Annotated in this window: 15 protein-coding genes; 9 read left to right on the top strand and 6 right to left on the bottom strand. The window is 68.5% G+C overall.

Annotation, left to right across the window (positions count from 1 at the left end; genetic code table 11):
* Positions 1-9: 9 nt before the first annotated feature.
* The gene (locus ABZX37_RS16915) at positions 10-684 is read right to left on the bottom strand and encodes a GntR family transcriptional regulator (protein WP_354740393.1); all 675 of its coding nucleotides are present in this window, start codon (positions 682-684) and stop codon (positions 10-12) included.
* Positions 672-2,117, bottom strand: coding sequence for a fumarylacetoacetate hydrolase family protein (locus ABZX37_RS16920; protein ID WP_354740395.1), 1,446 nt, complete (start codon positions 2,115-2,117; stop codon positions 672-674). Before ABZX37_RS16920 ends, ABZX37_RS16915 begins: the two co-directional genes overlap by 13 nt.
* An 830-nt stretch (positions 2,118-2,947) precedes the next feature.
* On the opposite strand from ABZX37_RS16920, the gene ABZX37_RS16925 reads away from it, so the two are divergent.
* Positions 2,948-3,430, top strand: coding sequence for a hypothetical protein (locus ABZX37_RS16925; protein ID WP_354740397.1), 483 nt, complete (start codon positions 2,948-2,950; stop codon positions 3,428-3,430).
* A gap of 231 nt (positions 3,431-3,661) precedes the next feature.
* Here the strand turns inward: ABZX37_RS16925 and ABZX37_RS16930 are convergent, their stop codons facing one another.
* Both ABZX37_RS16930 and ABZX37_RS16935 read right to left on the bottom strand, forming a co-directional pair.
* Positions 3,662-4,735, bottom strand: coding sequence for a P1 family peptidase (locus ABZX37_RS16930; RefSeq protein WP_354740399.1), 1,074 nt, complete (start codon positions 4,733-4,735; stop codon positions 3,662-3,664).
* A complete protein-coding gene (locus tag ABZX37_RS16935) occupies positions 4,732-5,343 on the bottom strand; it encodes a TetR/AcrR family transcriptional regulator (protein ID WP_354740401.1) in 612 nt (203 codons plus the stop codon). Before ABZX37_RS16935 ends, ABZX37_RS16930 begins: the two co-directional genes overlap by 4 nt.
* Before the next feature lie 163 nt (positions 5,344-5,506).
* Between ABZX37_RS16935 and ABZX37_RS16940 the strand changes: the two genes are divergently transcribed.
* The 5 genes from ABZX37_RS16940 (at position 5,507) to ABZX37_RS16960 (ending at position 13,083) form a co-directional block, all read left to right on the top strand.
* On the top strand, positions 5,507-6,901 hold the full coding sequence (locus tag ABZX37_RS16940; RefSeq protein ID WP_354740403.1) for an APC family permease: 1,395 nt from the start codon (positions 5,507-5,509) through the stop codon (positions 6,899-6,901).
* 75 nt (positions 6,902-6,976) lie between these two features.
* A complete protein-coding gene (locus ABZX37_RS16945; RefSeq protein WP_354740405.1) occupies positions 6,977-7,930 on the top strand; it encodes an MsnO8 family LLM class oxidoreductase in 954 nt (317 codons plus the stop codon).
* A gap of 131 nt (positions 7,931-8,061) precedes the next feature.
* Positions 8,062-8,991 carry an ABC transporter ATP-binding protein gene (locus ABZX37_RS16950; RefSeq protein ID WP_354740407.1) on the top strand — a complete coding sequence of 310 codons (930 nt, stop codon included), beginning with the start codon at positions 8,062-8,064 and terminating at the stop codon, positions 8,989-8,991.
* Positions 8,988-10,340, top strand: a complete 1,353-nt coding sequence (locus ABZX37_RS16955) for an ABC transporter permease (RefSeq protein WP_354740409.1) — start codon at positions 8,988-8,990, stop codon at positions 10,338-10,340. The genes ABZX37_RS16950 and ABZX37_RS16955 overlap by 4 nt, the downstream gene beginning before the upstream one ends.
* A 4-nt stretch (positions 10,341-10,344) precedes the next feature.
* A complete protein-coding gene (locus tag ABZX37_RS16960) occupies positions 10,345-13,083 on the top strand; it encodes a bifunctional YncE family protein/alkaline phosphatase family protein (protein WP_354740411.1) in 2,739 nt (912 codons plus the stop codon).
* Between the two features lie 492 nt (positions 13,084-13,575).
* Here ABZX37_RS16960 and ABZX37_RS16965 read toward each other — a convergent pair whose 3' ends face one another.
* Both ABZX37_RS16965 and ABZX37_RS16970 read right to left on the bottom strand, forming a co-directional pair.
* Complete coding sequence (locus ABZX37_RS16965; protein ID WP_354740413.1) at positions 13,576-14,883, bottom strand: lipase family protein; 1,308 nt, start codon at positions 14,881-14,883, stop codon at positions 13,576-13,578.
* 119 nt (positions 14,884-15,002) lie between these two features.
* The gene (locus tag ABZX37_RS16970; RefSeq protein ID WP_354740415.1) at positions 15,003-15,977 is read right to left on the bottom strand and encodes a WYL domain-containing protein; all 975 of its coding nucleotides are present in this window, start codon (positions 15,975-15,977) and stop codon (positions 15,003-15,005) included.
* A 92-nt stretch (positions 15,978-16,069) separates the two neighbouring features.
* Here ABZX37_RS16970 and ABZX37_RS16975 point away from each other — a divergent pair, with 92 nt between their 5' ends.
* The 3 genes from ABZX37_RS16975 (at position 16,070) to ABZX37_RS16985 (ending at position 17,917) form a co-directional block, all read left to right on the top strand.
* Positions 16,070-16,471: a RidA family protein gene (locus ABZX37_RS16975; RefSeq protein WP_354740417.1), complete on the top strand. Its 402-nt coding sequence runs from the start codon at positions 16,070-16,072 to the stop codon at positions 16,469-16,471.
* A 50-nt stretch (positions 16,472-16,521) separates the two neighbouring features.
* Positions 16,522-16,866: a PadR family transcriptional regulator gene (locus ABZX37_RS16980; protein WP_354740419.1), complete on the top strand. Its 345-nt coding sequence runs from the start codon at positions 16,522-16,524 to the stop codon at positions 16,864-16,866.
* A 79-nt stretch (positions 16,867-16,945) separates the two neighbouring features.
* Positions 16,946-17,917 (top strand): hypothetical protein, encoded by a 972-nt coding sequence (locus ABZX37_RS16985; RefSeq protein WP_354740421.1) that lies wholly within the window; start codon positions 16,946-16,948, stop codon positions 17,915-17,917.
* The last annotated feature ends 7 nt before the right edge of the window (positions 17,918-17,924 follow it).

Below are 17,924 nucleotides of genomic sequence, written 5' to 3' on the forward strand. Positions count from 1 at the left end.
GGGTCCTTCCTAGGGAGCTTCGGCGGGCGGGGCGGCCCGCCGGTCGAGGTAGGCGTCGAGGGTGGCGGTGCGGTGCCGGCGCGCGGCCAGCTCGAGTTCCAGCGGGTCGGCGTTCTGCTCGATCAGCACCAGCAGCTGTTCGTGTTCCTTGACCGATTCGTGCGCGCGGCCCGGGACGAAGCTGAACGTCGAATCGCGCAGCGAGGCCAGCCGGTGCCAGCCGCGGTGCACGAGGTCGAGCACGTGCGGGTTCGGGCACGGTTCGAAAAGGACTGAATGGAACTCTTGGTTCAGCTCGGTGAACCGGTGCGGCTCGAAGTTTTCCAGCGACAGCCGCAGCTGCTCGTTGACCGCGCGCGCCCGTTCGATGTCCTCGGCGGACAGTTTCGGCGCGGACAGCGAGGTGGCGAAACCTTCCACCAGGGCAAGGGTTTGCATGGTGTGCTCGTACGCGGTCTCGTCGACCATCACCACCTGCGCGCCGACGTTGCGCTCGAACGTGACCAGCCCTTCGGCTTCGAGCAGCCGGATCGCTTCGCGCACGGGGACGACGCTGACGTCCAGTTCCTTGGCGATCTGCCCCAGCACCAAGCGATAGCCGGGACCGAAGGTCCGGTCGGCGATCCGGTCCTTGATCCAGCGGTACGCGCGTTGGGACTTGCTCTCGCCTGCTACGGGCGCCACTGGGCGTACCTGGCCTTCCAGTGTTCGTTCATCGGGTAGAGGCCGTCGACGCTTTCGCCGTTCGCGACCTGCTCCGCGATGAACGTTTCCTGGCGTTCCTGCTCGATGGCCGCGTCCGCGATCTTTTCCACCAGGTGCGGCGGAATCACGAGCACGCCGTCGGAATCGCCCACGATGACGTCGCCCGGCTGAACTGTCGCGCCGCCGCAGGCGATGGTGATGTCGACGTCCCAGGGAACGTGACGGCGGCCGAGCACCGCCGGGTGCGGGCCGGAGTGATAGGTCGGGATGTCCAGCGCGGCCACCGCCGCCAGGTCGCGCACGCCGCCGTCGGTGACGATTCCCGCCGCGCCGCGGACCTGGGCACGGAGGGCGAGGATGTCGCCGATCGTGCCGGTTCCCTTTTCGCCGCGGGCTTCCATGACCAGGACGTCGCCGGGGTTGAGGCTGTCGATGGCGCGTTTCTGGGCGTTGAAGCCGCCGCCGTGGGACTTGAAGAGGTCCTCGCGGAACGGGACGTAGCGGAGCGTCCTCGCGCGGCCGATGAGTTTCGTGTCCGGACGGGTGGAGCCGAGGCCGTCGATGGAGACGTGGTTGTAGCCGTTCTTGCGCAGCTGGGCGGAAAGCGTTGCCGTGCCTACGCTGGTGAGCTTGGTCTTGAGTTCCTCGGTGAGCACGAATTCGGCCGGGAGTCCCGCGGATTCCCTGTCGCCGTAAGCCTGTTCGCGCTGGTTGTCGTCGATTTTGGGCTGCGCGCTGAACTCCGGGAGCGGCGTGGTGCCCTCCGTGACCGGCGTGACCAGCCGCCCGGTGGTCTTCGCGCCGTAGCTGACCTCCACTTCGACCGTGTCGCCCGGCTGCACGACGGACGATCCGGCCGGGGTTCCGGTGAGGATGACGTCGCCGGGTTCGAGGGTGCTCAGCTGGGAGAGATCGGCGACGAGGGTGCCGAAGTCGAAGATGAGGTCCTCGGTGGTGTCGTCCTGGACGAGCTCGCCGTTGACCCAGGTGCGGACGCGGAGTTTCGCGGGATCGACCTCCGCGGCCGGGATCGTCGCCGGGCCGAGCGGCGTGAAGCCGTCGCCGCCCTTGGAACGGAGGTTGGAACCGCCGTCGGCGTGCCGCAGATCGTATACGCCGAAGTCGTTGGCGGCGGTGACGCTCTCGACGTAGCTCCAGCCTTGGCCGGGGGAGACGTGGCGGGCCCGCTTGCCGATGACGAGCGCGATCTCGCCCTCGAAGGCGAGGAGTTCGGTGCCCGCCGGCCGCTCGATGGGGGTGCCGGAGGCGCTGATGGAGGTGCCGGGCTTGACGAAGTACGAGGGCTTCGCCGGGGTCCTTCCGCGCTGCTTGGCACGGGACGGATAGTTCAAATGAAGCGCGATGACCTTGCCCGGCCGCTCCGGCGGGGTGGTGCTCGATACGGGACTCATGGGGGTTGACCTGCCCGGATGTCGTCGGGAGAGGAAGATATCTCAAAAGATATACGATCCTGGCGGGTCGGGGCAAGAGGTGCGTCCGGCCGAAGCCAGGACTAAGGTGACCGATGATTCACGGCCCCTTTTGGGGAGGACCGGAAGCGCTGTCTGACCAAACAGTGCAGGCTGACTTACCACCAGCCGCCGAGTAGCACCCGGACTACGCGGTTCCGGTTACAGAGCGACGTGGGTCATGACAACCGCAGACAACTCGAGCAGCAACACCGGTGCCGGGACCGGTGTACGTCGTTGCGGAGTTGACTTGCTGTTGCTGGTGGTTCCCCTGTGCACCCTGACTGCCTTCGTCGCAGTGCTCGTCCTCGCGGCGTTCATCGTGCACAAGACCGGAGATACCAAGGGGCTCAGAGACCTGGCCGTCCTGATCCGCGCCTTCCGCCCGTCGCGGCGGATACTGCGTCGGTGCCGCCGCTCTTTGCCGGACGTCCACCGGCCGCCCACACCTCCGGATCAGCGGGGAACTGCTTGAGCGCGTACGGGCCTCGTGAGTGCCTAAGCCGGTTCGGGGCTCTAAATAAGCAGGAAGTCACTTCATGACAGACGCATCGACTCCAGAAAGCATGGGCGGAGCAGCCGGTCTTCCTCCGCGGCCGGATTCGCAGACCGGTGAGCCGTTCCCGCCGCACGGTCTGAGCTACTTCGGGGGAGAACAGCAACCGCCGGACGCTGACCCGACACGGGAGAATCTTCTCTCTTGGCGGCCGGAGCCGCCGCCTGGCAAGGGTCCTGTGCTGGCCTGGCACCGGGAGAGCCGAAGCGGGAAGATCATGGGCGCCGTCGTCGGTCTGGCATTGATGCTGGCGTTGGTGGCGGGTGTTTCCCTGGTTCGCGGCCTGGGGCTGAGCGCGTTCAAGTACTGGCAGCTCTGGGTCGTCATCGCGGTGTTCACGTTCCTGACGACCAGTCCGTTCACGTATTTGACCTACGCGGCGGGCGCTGACTGGCTCCTGGTGGAACGCTCGAGGTGGGGAATCAAGAAACGAGTCTGGCTTGACCTGTACCACCTGACCAAGATCGACGCGTCCTACGGCGGGACAACCTTCCACCTCTGGCTTTACGGCAAAGACGGCGGATTTTCCCGCAGCTCGCACGAGTTGCAACTGGATCGGCGAATCTGGGATCTCGTGTACAACGGCATCCTGCACTCGGTCGCGAACGGGGCCCAGGTCAGCAACCAAGCGATCGGTATCTTGCGACTGGGCGCAACGCCAGCTTTGAAGATGCGGGACGCGGAGCACCGTGACCTGTGACGGGTGGGTCAGGTATGGGCCTTGAGCGCCCATCCCGGTTAGAACCGCGCACTCACGAGGCCCTCGGCAGGCTTTCGCGGGTGCCGCGGGTCTCGCGCGTGCCGGGGAGGGGGTCGGCACACGCGAGACCCTTCTTGCGGCGGGGGCGGGGTCTGTGGGGTGGAAGTCCCGGCTCGCCCGGACGCGGCGCGTGGTCAGCCGAAGCGCCCAGGCGAGCCCGCCGCGCCTGCTCTAGGCCCCCTCCTGCCAGCGGGCCAACGGAAGCGCCGGAACCCGGTGCCCTCGATGTCCGACCATCTCGTCATTGGCCACCAGCGCGTTCAGCACCGCTTCCTCGACCGCCTGCACCACCGCCTCGAAGAACGGGTCGATCGCACCCCACGGAACGAACCGCATGCTCTCGTACGGCTCGTCGTCCGGCCGGGGGAAATGGCTGGTCAAAGCACCCGCGTTAGCCGTGCTGAAGGCCAGGAACAGGTCACCGGAGAAGTGCGAGCCGGTGGTCCCGGTCCGAGCCAGCCCGAGCGGCACCCGGCGGGCCAAAGCGGTGCACTGACCAGGCAACAGAGGCGCATCGGTCCCGATCACGACGATCACCGACCCAGCACCGGCGGGAGCGAGCCAGTTCGTGTCGGCCATCGGGTTGTCGTCAAGAAGCTCGGCACCTAGGTGAGATCCAGCGACCGTGAGTTCCGGGCGGCTCCCGAAGTTCGCCTGCACCAGGGCTCCAACGGTGTAGCTGTCCGAGCCATGCGAAACAACCCGCGACGAAGTCCCGGTCCCGCCTTTGAATCCGTAGCAGGTCATCCCGGTCCCGCCGCCCACCGAACCCTCGGCGATGGGGCCGGAGGCAGCCGCATCGATGGCGGCGACGGCGTGGTCGGTCCGGATAGTCGGGGCGTTGACGTCGTTGAGGTACCCGTCCCACGTCTCCGCCACCACCGGCAGCAGCCACTCCGCCGCGGCGTCCGGGCGTTCGCGCACCACCCAATCGATCGTGCCCCGGTGACACTGTCCGACGGAGTGGGTGCTGGTGATCAAGACCGGCAGGGTCAAGGACCCGGTCTCCGCGAGCCAAGCGCGGCCGGTCATTTCTCCGTTGCCGTTCAAGGAAAAGGTGCCCGCCGAACAAGGCACGTCGAACTGGGAGCGGCCGCGCGGCAGGATCGCGGTGACCCCGGTGCGCACCGACGAGCCTTCGATCAAGGTGGTGTATCCGACCTCGACGCCGGGGATGTCAGTGATCGCGTTGTGCGGGCCGGGCTTGCCGCCGAGGGCCAAGCCCAGGTCGCGGGCGCGGGTCATGCGGGGTCCTCCAGGGAGCATCGGGTCGAAACGCGGGCATACGAGAGCACCATCGCCTCGGCGACGGATCGGTCGAGCGGCGGGACGGCTTGGGTCAGGTGCAGGCCGTAACCGTCTTCGAGGGTGACGAGGTTGCGGGCGATGGTGACCGGGTCGTCGGTCAGGTCGAAAATCCCGGTCGCGGCACCGGCTTCCAGGATTCCGACGTATCCGCGGACCTGGCGTTCGTACAGCGCGATGTGCCGCGCGGCGTACGCCGGTTCGCGGCGGGCGATGGTGCCCAGTTCGTAGAGCAGCACGCACAGTTCGTCGTTCTTGCCGTTCGGCAGGCCGCTGCCGATCATCGCGCGCATCCGGGCGCGCGGGTCGGCCTCCCCGGCGACGGCGGCTTCGCGCGCGACGCAGAAGCGTTCGACGGCCTCCTGCTGCACGTCTTCGAGCAGGTCGCTCAGGGAGGGGTAGTAGTACAACAGGGAACCCGGCGACATGCCGGCGTGGTCCGCGACGTCGCGCAGCTTCAGGTTCAGCACGCCGCGTTCGACGACCGTGTGCCGCGCCGCGGCCACCAGTTCCGCCCGCCGCTCGGGGGCCTTGCTCGGTCTTGCCATGCCTTGATTCTTTGAACAAATCTCGAAAAATGCAACCCCTGAACGGATCGAGACCGCTGAAGTCTTGACGTGGCGGGCGTGAGGGCCTTAGCTGAACGCCCGGCTGGTTATTTGAGTTCCATTCAAACAACGTACCTGAGCAACGACTTGATGGAGGCCAGCGTTGTCCACCCCCGTCTTGCGCCGCGGGTTGCGCACCCTCGGCATGCTGCTGATCACGCTTTCCGCGATCAGCCCGGCGTCCTCGGTGTTCGTCATCGCACCGGGCGTCCTCACCGGCGCCGGATCGGGCGCCTTCTACGCCTTCCTCGCCGCCGCTGTCGTCGGCATCTTCATGGCCTTCGTGTACGCCGAACTCGGCTCGGCCTTCCCGAGCGCGGGCGGGGAGTACACGATCGCCGCGCGCACGCTGGGCAAACTGCCCGGATTCATGGTGCTGGGCATCATGATCGTGACGCAGGTGCTGATCGTCGCGGTGATCGCGCTCGGCGTCGGCCAGTACCTGAGCGTGGTGCTGCCCGGCGTGTCCCCGGCGGTCGTGGCGGCGGTGACGTGCGTGCTCGCGGCGATCGTCGCGGTGTTCGACATCAAGCTGAACGCCTGGGTCACCGGCATTTTCCTCGCGGTGGAGCTGCTGGCACTGGCCGTGGTCGCGGTGCTCGGGCTGGCCAAGCCGGCCCGTCCGTTCACCGACCTGATCGCGCATCCGGTCGCCCCGGGCGGCGGTCCGGCGACGATCAGCGCGGTGATGATCGCTACCGCCATCGCGATCTTCGCCTACAACGGCTACGGCTCGGCTGTCTACTTTGGAGAAGAGACCAAGGACGCCGGACGCGGGGTGGCGCGCGCTGTCCTCATGGGACTCGGGGTCACCGTGCTGGCCGAGCTGATCCCGGTCACCGCGGTGCTGATGGGCGCACCGGATCTCGGCACTTTGTTCAGCTCTCCCAACATGTTGTCGTACTTCGTGCAAGCTCGCGGCGGCAGCACGCTCGACACCGTGCTGAGCCTCGCGGTCGCGCTCGCCATCATCAACGCCGTCCTCGCGATCGTGCTGATCAGTTCCCGGCTGGTGTTCAGCAGCGGCCGCGACCGGGCGTGGCCGAAGGCGATGAACCGCGCGCTCTCGGCGGTGCACCCGAAGTTCGGCACCCCGTGGGTCGCGACGCTGGCGACCGGATTCATCGCCGCCGCACTGTGCTTTGTGGACCCGCAGGTCCTGACAGTCGTGACCAGCACGTCGATCGTCGTTGTGTATGCGGCGCTGTGCCTCGGCGCCCTCCTGGGCCGCCGCTCCGGAGCGACGGCGGGGGCCAAGTACCGGATGCCCGGGTTCCCGATCGCGCCGGTCGTGGCGTTGATCGCGCTGGCGTTCGTGCTGTACGTGAACGCGACCGACCCGGTGATCGGACGGCCGAGTCTCATCGTCACCGGCGCGATCGCGTTGCTGGCCTTGGGTTATTACCTCGTGGTGCTGCGTCGCCGGGGCGGCTGGCAGTTGAGCGACGCGGTGGAGGAAGAGGAGACCGCGCCCGCGCCGGTGCGGGAGACCTCGTAAGCCGCGGCCGGACCGTCCACTTGCGACGCGGGCGGTCCGGTTGTCGTCCCGCACCGGGTCCGGGATGATGCCCTGGTGCGGGTTTCAGTGCTGGACACGTCGCCGATCGTCGCGGGATCGACCGCGCGGGAGGCGTTGCGGCGCACGGTCGATCTCGCCGAACTGGCCGACGAGCTGGGATATCACCGCTACTGGCTGCCCGAACACCACAGCATGCGTGGTGTCGCGAGCGCCGCGCCTGCCGTGGCAGTCGCCCGCGTCGCGGACGCCACGAAACGGATCCGCGTCGGAGCGGGCGGCGTCCTGCTGCTCAACCATCCGCCGCTCGTCGTCGCCGAGCAGTTCGGCACGCTCGCCGCGTTCCATCCGGACCGGATCGACCTCGGGCTCGGCCGCGCGCTCGGCGGTCCGCGACGAGTGGCCGCCGCGCTGAACCCCGGCCCGGCGGACAGCTTTCCCGGCCGCATCAAGGAGTTGCTGGCCTACTTCTCCGACGCGGACCAGCCGCTGCGCGCAACTCCGGCGCAAGGGAACGTGCCGGGCATCTGGCTGCTCGGCTCGAGCACCGCCAGCGCACACCTCGCCGCCGAACTAGGCCTGCCGTACGCGTTCGCCTACCACCTTCGCCCCGCCGAAGCCGCCGCCGCGACCCGGATCTACCGCGAGCACTTCCGCCCCGGCCACACTGCTGAACCGTCCATTGTGGTCAGCGTCGCGGTGGTAGCCGCCGCGACCGAGGAACGGGCCGAATGGCTCGCCAGGTCCATTCGGGCTAAAGCGTTGAGCCGTTCGCGCGGCGAGCGGATCTTGTTGCCGCGCCCGGAAGACGCCGTCGTGGACCCGGCCGTCGGCCCCGGCCCGGTACTCGCCGGAGCCCCGGCGGCGCTGCGGAATTCGTTGCGCACAGTCATCGCCGAAACCGGCGCGGGCGAACTGATGATCACCACCCCGATCCACGACCACGCGGAGCGGAAACGGTCCTATGCGCTGGTCCGGGAGATCTCGGACACTTTGCCCGCGCGCGATTGATCCCGTTTTGCCCGATTGGCCGCCAGGAAACCGGCTGCGGCGCACGGGGTTTCCCCAACGTTCAACCTGGCACGGGTTCGCATGTCACTTGTCGTGCCTAAGTTCCTCACGGCTTCGGAAGGTGGGGATTCATGGAAACCAGCGACGCGGTGCGGGCCCGCGCGATCACCAAGTGTTTCGGCGACGTCATCGCGCTCGACGGTGTCGATCTCGACGTCGCTTACGGCGAGATCCACGGCCTCGTCGGCCCGAACGGCGCGGGCAAGACGACGCTGCTCGGCCTGCTGCTCGGACTCGCGGTCGCCGACGAGGGCGAACTCGAGATCCTCGGCCGCCCGGTCGGCCGCGCGCTCGCCACCCCGGACGGCATCTCCGGGTTCGTCGACGGCCCGGGGCTGTACCCCTCGCTCACCGCCCGGCAGAACCTCGCCGCGCTCGCCTCGCTGCGCGGACAGACCGTCGACATCGATGACCTTCTCGCGCAGGTCGGCCTCACCGACGTCGCCGACGACCGGGCGCGCGGGTTCTCGCTCGGCATGCGCCAGCGCCTCGGCCTCGCCGCCGCGCTGCTGACCAAGCCGCGCCTGCTGATCCTCGACGAGCCCGCCAACGGCCTCGACCCGGCGGGCAAGAAACACGTGCACAGCGTGCTCACCCGGCTCGCCGACGAGGGCGCCGCGGTGGTGCTGTCCAGCCATCGGATGGACGACCTCGAAGCGCTCTGTTCGGAGGTCACCATCCTGTCCGCCGGCTGCGTCGTTTTCACCGGCCCGATGGCGAAACTGTCCTCCGACGACCGCGAACTGGCTTACCGCCTGGTCACCTCGGATCAGAAGGCCGCGCGCGAGATCGCCGAGAACGTGCCCGGGTTGCGGATCGACGACACCCAGGCCCCGCGCGGACAGGCCGATGTCCTGGTGGTGAGCGGCCTGGTGCCCGCGCTGGACGACCTCGTCGCACGCGTCGTCGGCCAGGGCATCGGCGTACGGGAACTGGCTCCGGTCGTTTCGCCGCTGGAGGCGGCTTTCCTGGAGCTCACGGAGCAGGGGGACAAGCGATGACCGTCACCGAGGAACGGGCACCGGCGCCGGTCCGCCCGGTCGGACTGGGCCGCGGCTACCGGTTCGAGCTGGTGAAGTTGTTGTCGCAGTGGCGGATCCGGGTGCTGCTGCTCGCCTGCTGGATCGCGCCGGCGGTGTTCGTCGCCGCGGTCAGCCAGCAGAGCGACCTGCCCGTGGACACCCTGTTCGGCCGCCTGATGAACACCACCGGTTGGGCCGGGCCGCTCGTGCTGCTCGGTTTCGCGGGCAGTTACGCGCTTCCGCTGCTGACGTCGCTGGTCGCCGGGGACGTCTTCGCCGCCGAAGACCGGCTCGGCACCTGGCGGCACCTGCTGGTGGCGATGCGGTCGTACCGGCGGATCTTCGTGTCGAAGGCGCTCGCCAGTCTCACCGTGATCTTGTTGCTGGTCCTCGGATTGGCGGTGTCCAGCACGGTCGGCGGTCTCGTCGCGGTCGGCGGACAGCCGCTGATCGGCCTCGACGGGCACCTGCTGTCCTCGGGCGACGCGGCGGTGAAGGTCATTCTCGCCTGGATCTGCGTGCTCGCCCCGACCCTTGCCCTGGCGGGGATCGGCCTGCTCGGCTCTGTCGCATTAGGACGGTCGCCGATGGGCTTGCTGCTGCCCGCGGTGGTCGCGCTCGTGATGGCGGTGGCGCAGTTGCTGCCGCTGCCGGTCGTCGTGCGGCTCGCGCTGCCGACGTACGCGTTCATCTCGTGGAACGGCCTCTTCACCGACCCGGCCCAGCTCGGTCCGCTGCTGATCGGCGTCGGCGTGAGCCTGGTCTGGGCAGTGGTCGCGACTGCGCTGGCCTACCTGCTCTTCGTGCGTCGCGACTTCACTGATCTGACCTATGACGGCGCCGGTCGTCTCGTGCTGACCGCGGGCTTGCTGCCGCTCGCCGCGCTGGTCGGCGTCACGGCGGCAGTCGTCGCGGTCGCAACGCCTGCCTCGGGTTCGGGCATCGACCAGGCCAAGCTGCAGCAGTCGCTGTCCGCCGAATTCGCGCACCTCTACCGGCTCCAGGCCGCGCAGCTGCACCGTCCGGACGTCACGGAGGAGCAGGTAGCGGCCAGCACGGAATGCACCAAGGGCGGCGGTCTCGTCGAGGCCGAAGGCCCCGGCAACGACTGGCGGTGCGTCGTCTCCTGGCATCTCCCCGGCATCTCGGCGACCGGACAGGCGATCTACCAGCTCGATGTCACCTCGGACGGGCGGTATGTCGCCGACGGCGACGGACCGAAGGAAGTGAACGGCTACTTCCAGGTGCGGACCCCGGAAGGGGACCGGCCCAACCCGCTGTGGCAGTTCGACGGCAACGTCGAGCTGCTCTCCTCCACGAAGGGATGAGGACATGCAAGTAACGCGCCGTCGCAGGCGTGGCGGGAAGAAAGAACTCCGCAGATCCCGCAAGCTGCGCTTCGTCACGGCGGGCGCGACCACGGTCGCTCTCGTCGCCACGGGCTCGGGCATCGGCCTCGCCTCCACCAAGCAGTTCGGCACCGACCAGGTCGGCCAGGAAACCGCGAACGGCCTGACGATCTCCAGCGACCAGTACCTCAAGCCGATCGGCGAGCGGCTGGTCGTGCCCAATGGCAAGATCATGTCCTCGACGGTCAGCCCGGACGGCAGCCACCTCGCCGCGCTGACCACCGACGGCGGCATCGCGCTGACCATCGTCGACCTGAAGAGCTGGAAGGTGCAGCAGCTCGTCGGCAAGGACAAGAAGGCCGACCTGCAGCTGCCGGGCAACGACGTCGGCCAGGAAGGCCCGTCGTACTCGCCGGACGGCAAAACGCTGTGGCTGGGCCAGATCGACGGCTACCGCAAGTTCGACGTGAAGCCGGACGGCACCGTCGCCAACCCGACCTGGGTCGCGATCCCGGCCGACGGGGACAAGCATTCCCTTGCCGCGGGCGCGATCTTCTCGCCCGACGGGTCCACTGTGTACTCCGCGGTGAACGGCCAGAACCGGGTTGTCGCGATCGACGCCGCCAGCGGCCAGATCAAGCAGAGCTGGACCGTCGGCAACGCGCCGCGCGGGCTGGTGCGGATCGGCAACCGGGTCTACGTCGGCAACGAGGGTGGCCGCGCGGCGAAGCCGGGCGACACCACGATCAACTCGTACGGCACCGACATCGTCGCCGACCCGAAGACCGGGGCCGCCACCACCGGCACGGTCAGCGTGATCGACCTGGCGAACCCGGCCGCCCCGGTCAAGAGCATCGACGTCGGCCTGCACCCGACCGCGTTGCGCGCCAAGAACAACACCCTGTTCGTGGCGAACACCGGCGGCGACAGCGTTTCGGTGATCGACGCCCAGCGCGACGTCGTGGTGCAGACCATCGCGACGCAGCCGTGGCCGGAGGCGAACGTCGGCTACGAGCCGACCGACCTCGCGCTCACCGACGACGGCCACCTGCTGGTGACCCTCGGCCGGGCGAACGCGGTCGCGGTCTACCGCTACTGGTTCCCGCAGGCCCCCGCCGCCTTCATCGGGCTGCTGCCGACGGACTACTTCCCGTCCGGCATCTCCGCCTCGGGCAAGAACATCCTCGTCGCGAACACCCGCGGCATCGACGCCCGCCGCCCGACCACCGCGGCCGGGCACGCCACGCACGACACCACGTCGAGCCTGCAGCGGTTCACCCTGCCGACGGACTGGCAGACCTGGGCGCAGACGTATCAGGTGTTCAAGCAGAACGGCTGGACACCGGGTTCGGTGCAGAAGGCCAACGGCAACCGCAACGTCAAGCCCGTTCCGGTTCCGCAGCGCCTCGGCGACCCGTCCACGATCAAGCACGTTTTCTTGCTGGTCAAGGAAAATCGGACGTACGACCAGCTCTTCGGCGACATGCAGAAGGGCAACGGCAACCCGGCGCTCGCGCAGTTCGGCCAGGCCGTCACGCCGAACCAGCACGCGCTGGCCGACCAGTTCGGGTTGTACGACAACACCTACGACATCGGCACGAACTCGGCCGAGGGCCACAACTGGCTGATGCAGGCGGACAACCCGGAGTACACCGAGTCGTCGGCAGGCGAGTACAAGCGCAGCTACGACACCGAGGACGACGCGCTGGGCCACCAGCGCAGCGGCTTCCTGTGGAGCGGGGCGCAGGCGGCGGGCAAGTCCGTCCGCGACTTCGGCGAGTTCCACCAGTTCCTGACCAAGCCCGCGGGCGCGAGCTGGCAGAACCTGTACTGCGACTCGAAGAACATGGCCGCGACCGGCGAGCCGACCGCGTACCCGCTGGTCTCGTCGTCGCCGATCCCGTCGCTGAACAGCGTTTCGGTGCCGGGCTTCCCGAAGTTCGACACCGACGTGCCGGACCAGTACCGGTACGAGATCTGGAAGAACGACTTCGAGAAGAACGGCCCGGCCGACCTGAACATGTTCTGGCTGTCGAGCGACCACACCGGCGGGCCGCCGAGCCCGGCCGCGCAGGTCGCCGACAACGACCTGGCCGTCGGCAAGATCGTCGACAAGATCTCGCACAGCCAGTACTGGAAGGACTCCGCGATCTTCGTGGTCGAGGACGACTCCCAGGCCGGGCTGGACCACGTCGACGGACACCGGGCGCCGATCCAGATCATCAGCCCGTACGCCCAGCACGGCGCGACCGACAGCCGGTACTACTCGCAGATCACCATGATCCGCACCATCGAGCAGATCCTCGGGATCCACCCGATGAACCAGAAGGACAGCGCGGCCACCCCGATGGCGACCGCGTTCACGCAGAAGCCGGACACCACGCCGTTCACCGCGGTGCCGAACCAGACGTCGCTGACCGCGGGCCTGAAGACCCCGCCGTCGTGCGGCACGGACAACGTCCCGACGGCGTCGACCGCGGCGGCGTCGGCGGCGGTGCCCGCGGACAAGCAGCAGCTGGCGCAGCAGTGGCAGCAATGGCAGTCGCAGCAGAAGCTGACCGGCCCGAACGCCACGGCGGACTACGCCAACCCCGCGCAGATGGACCACTTCACGTGGTACCAGGTGCACGGGTGGAACCAGCCGTATCCGGGCGAGAGCAAGATTTTCGCGCCGGACCAGGTTCCCGGGGCGTTCATTCCGTCGGCCGAATCCGACGGCTGATTCGTTAGCTGGTAAGGGAAAGCCCCTGTCCGCCGGTGTGCGGGCAGGGGTTTTTCGCACGGGTTGGCGGACGCGCTTGCGGAATTCGCTGGCTGAGCCGGGCTCACGCCGAGGGCGAAAGTGCCTGGCCCTCGAAGTAGTCCGCCAACCGGACCGCGCGCACGGACCGCCAACCCGTTGGCCGCGCGGAATTGTCGCAGGGCTAGCACGCGGCCAGGTTGGTGACCGCTGCCGTCGAAACCCTGCGCGGATCACCCCTCGCAAGACCGAATCCGGTGGCTGCAGGGCGGTTGATGGTAAATACCACTTCGGTGCCAGTGCCCCAATTCGCTGCCGGGCTGACTGTCCGAACGGGACGGAAGCAGTGACGCGCCTGCCCAGGGAAAGGTCCCGAGGCAGGCCGGTCAGGGTGCGGGCGGGCCAGGCGGTTCGGCGACGACGGTGCCGCAGTCGCGGGGATCTCGTCGCCGAACCGTTGCCTGGATCAGCCGGTCAGGACCCGGTGTGCTGCTCCGGTGCCAGCGAGTTCCCCGGCGGGATCTGCCCGCAGCTGGACGGGGCGGTCTTGCCCGCGAACCGGTCGCCGAGCCAGGCGATCGCCGTCGGGGCCCACGCCGGGAGCGCGGTGGCGTGGCTCAGCGCGTCGTACTGCGTGTACTTGATCGAGGTGTTTCCGGTGTCGCAGTACTGATTCGCGAGCGCGCGGACATCGCCGGCCACCATCACGCCGTCGCCGGTGCCGATGCCCGGCTCGTTGCTGACGGTGCCTTCGAGTGCGCCGTTGTTGGCCTGCGCGATGAACCCGGGAATCGACGGCGTCGCGGCCGAGCCGATGTTCACCTTGTTGACCGCGTCGACGAACGGCGGCACCGAATCCGGGTCCGCGTACTCCGGCTTGACCAGCTTCTGCCAGGTCAGCCCGGGGTAGTGGCCGAGCGCCTCGGCGATCGACGCGTGCTCGAGGTCGGCGAGCACCTTCAACCCGTACTCGCTGGCGTACGGCTTGAGGTCGATGCCGTAGCCGCGCGAGACGCCGATCAGCGCCATCGGGATCACACCGGACCAGACCGGGCTTCCGCCGACGTACTTGAGGTTGTGCGCGGGGTCGACGAGCACCCCGCCCTCGGCGAAACCGACCAGGTTCTTCTCGACGTCCGGCGCGTAGCTCGCGGCGATCGCCGACGCCCAGCCGGTCGCGATCGCGCCGCCGGAGTAGCCGATGAGGCCGAACTTGGTGGATTCGTTCATTCCGGTGCCGGACGCGTGCGTCGCGGCGCGGATGGAGTCCAAAGTGGTCTGACCGTATTCGGGACCAGCGGCGAAATCGGCGGACGGGCCTTCGGTGTCCGGGATGACGACGCTGTACCCGAGCGCGAGCGCCGGTGCGATGAGCAGCGATTCGGCGTTCGGCAGCACGCCGCCGAGCCGGACGTCGCCCGCGATCGCCCGGGACGGTGCGTCCTCGGGGTTGAGCGAGTCGTACGCGGACTGGTACGAAACGACCTTTCCGTTGCCGCCCAGGGGATTGCGGACGACCGAGGTGACGTTCGCGGTGGGATTGCCCTGTGCGTCGGCGGTCCGGTAGAGCAGCTGGGTGGCCTGTACCGGCGTCGGGAAGCCGAAGACGTGATAGTTCAACGTCCGCGTCTTCAGCACGGTGCCCGGCGCGTACGACGAAAGCGGCGTGCTGCCGTCGTAACTGTAGAAGGAATCAGCCGAGGCGGCGGCGGGCAGCGCGACGGCGGACGTGATCGCGAGAGCGGCGGCGGCGATCAACGCGCGGACGGGTTTCCGGATCATGACTCCCCTTTGAACCATGAAGTTCGAACCATGATGTGGATCACGACTGGCGGGTAACTTACCAGTGGGTAGGTATCCGCACAACTACGGAATGTGCAGGCAGTGCCGTTGCCAGGGGGTCAGGCGGGCTCTGCGTAGGTGGCGGCGAGCTCGGCGGCGCGGTGGTGCAGCGCGGCACGCAGCGATTGCGGCGCAAGGACTTCCGCGTTCCGGGCGAGCTGCCACAGCGCCCATTCGGCGTGCCGGGAATCCTGGAAAGCCGCCTCCAGCCGAATCCACCCGTCCGAGCTGGGTTCCTCGGCGAGAATGGCGAGTGCGGTGCGGGCCAGTTCTTCCCGCTGCTTCGGGCGAATCCGGACTAGCGCGACGATCTGGTCGCCGCCGGTCCGGAATCGCGTGCTGCGGTCTTGCCAGGCCCGGCCGAGGTCTACTCGATCGGGCCGCTGCGCTGGTTCGTCGAGCTCCTCGGCGGCCAGCACACGCGACAGCCGATACGTCCGGTCCTCGCCTTCGCGGGTAGCCAGCAAATATCCCTGCTCCCGCACGGTGACCAGGCCAATCGGGTGCACTGTGCGCCACTTCGGGGCCTGGTTCACCGCCTGATAGCGGATCCGCACCTGATGCCCGGCGAACACCGCGCGACGGATCTCGGCGATTACGGCGTCCGGCACCTCCTCGGCGACCGCGCGGCGCGAGAGGAGGTCGATCTCCGGGTCGATCAGCAACCGTTCGGCCACGCCCGCGGCCGTGGTCCGATGGCTTTCCGGCAGCGCGTCGACCACTTTGAGCATGGCCGAAGCGAGCGCCGAACCGAGGCCGAACGCCTGCGCGCCACGGCGCGATCCGGCGACCAGCAGCGCGAGCGCTTCGTCGTGGTTCAGCCCGGTGAGTTCGGTCTGAAATCCGGGCAGCAGCGCGAATCCGCCGTTGCGCCCGCGTTCGGCGTAGACCGGGATCCCCGCCGCGGACAGCGCGTCGATGTCCCGCAGCACAGTGCGGGTGGAGACTTCCAGCTCGCGGGCGAGAGTGGCCGCGGACAGCCGGCCGCGCTGGCGCAGCAGCAGGACCAGCGAGACCAACCGGTCGGCGCGCATACCGGAAATTCTACCCAATACGCGACACAGGATGTCGTGTATTGCTTGCCAAGCTCCTCTGCGTACTGCTGAGAGTGTGAATGGAGCAAGTGGTGGAGCGAACGACTGTCAACCCGTGGGCGTGGTCGACGGCGATGGGATACAACCAGGGCGAACTGGTGTCCGGGCCGGTCCGGACCCTGTATTGCTCCGGGCAGACCGCGGTGAACGCCGACGGCGAACCGCAGCACGCCGGGGACATGGCGAAGCAGGTGGCGCTGAGTCTCGACAATCTGGAGGAGGTGCTCGCCGAATCGGGCATGTCGCTGGCGAACCTGGTCCGGCTCAACGTCTACACCACCGACGTCGACGAGCTTTTCCAGCACTACGGCGTCCTCGCCTCCCGGCTGGCCGCGGCCGGGGTCGCCCCGTCGACGACGATGCTCGGCGTGACCCGGCTGGCCATCCCGACCCTGCTGGTCGAACTGGAGGGAACGGCCGTCGCTGAGCAGTAGCCCGTTGTCTCGGCCACCCGCATATATCGCGACGTGATATATATGGACGCGTGACCGAACGAGGCATGTCGGAGCAGGTCTTCCTGATCCTCACCGCGCTCGCCGACGAGCCGAAGCACGGCTACGGCATCGTCCAGGCCGTCGAGAAGCTGTCGGAAAACCGGGTCCGCCTGCGAGTCGGCACGCTGTACGGCGTGCTGGACCGGCTGGTGGCCGACGGATGGGCGGAGCGGGACAAGGAGGAGATCCACCAGGGCCGGCTGCGGCGCTATTACCGGCTGACCGACCTCGGCGGCCGTGTTCTGGCCGAGCAAGCCCGGCGGCTGGCCGCGAATGCCGCCGCGGCGAATTCGGTGCTGCGGGCGAGAGGCTGGGCGCTCGGGGGCGGGGCATGACCGCTCCCGGGCTTCAGCGCTGTTCGGTGGCGCGAGTCTTGCCGCGCTCTTGCCGGTGCGTCGAGCGGTCGGCCGGATCATGACCGCTCCAGAACTCCAGTACCGCCGGATGGTGCGGCTTCTGCCTCGTTGGTATCGCGCCGACCGCGAGGAAGAATTGGTCGGCGCCCTGCTCGACGCGCGAGAGGCCGGTGGCGGTCGGCTCGCGGAAGGGCGCGAACTGCTCTCGATGCTGGGTCTGGGCCTGCGCGCCCGGCTGGCTGCTGGCTCAGCCCCGGCTCGCGTGGTCGCGTTCGGCGACACTGTCCGGCTGGTCGCGCTGCTCGGGCTCCTCTGGGGCGTGCTGAAGGGCGTCCTCTCCCTCGGTCACGATCTCTACGACGCACTCGGCTTTTCTCGGACAAGCCCCCTCTACGCGGCACCCGGATCCCCGGTCGAAGCCGCCATGTCGCTCTACGCCGCGCAGTCTGCCCAGCAAATCTGGCACGACGTCGCAGTGGCCGTCGCGGCCGTCGTGCCTCTCGCGTTCCTCTTCGCCGGGCGCCGCCGGGCCGCGCGCGGAGTCGCCGGCGTGGTGCTGATCGCCGGATTCGCCGCCTTCCTGTATCAGTATTCGTTCAGTTTCAGCCCCGATCTGCTGGGCTATTTCATCCCGCAATGGCTGCCGCTGCTGCTGATGATCGCCGGATTCCATATCGGCGCACCGCTGCCGTCCGCGCGGAAATGGTGGCTTGCCTTGTCCGGGGTTACGGCTTCGGCGCTCTACCTCGGCATCTTCGGCGGATCAGACCTGCGCGGTCTTTCCTGGTTTGTGTGGGTGGCAGTGCTCGTCATCCCAGCCTATTTCGCTTTCCGGCGACGCTCTCCCGCGTGGTCGTTCTCGCTCGCGGCGTGCTGCGCGCTCGTGCTGGCCCAGTCGCTTGTCCTTAAGGCCACCATGGCCGCGGCCGACTTCGAGGCGCTGGAACTGGTGCAGGTGTCACTGGTGAGCGCGGGCATCGTGGCGCTGATCGCGGCGGGAATCGTCGACTCCCGCCGAACGCTCTCGTAGCAAGGAT

This window comes from Amycolatopsis sp. NPDC004079 (assembly GCF_040610415.1).
Classification (GTDB): domain Bacteria; phylum Actinomycetota; class Actinomycetes; order Mycobacteriales; family Pseudonocardiaceae; genus Amycolatopsis; species Amycolatopsis halotolerans.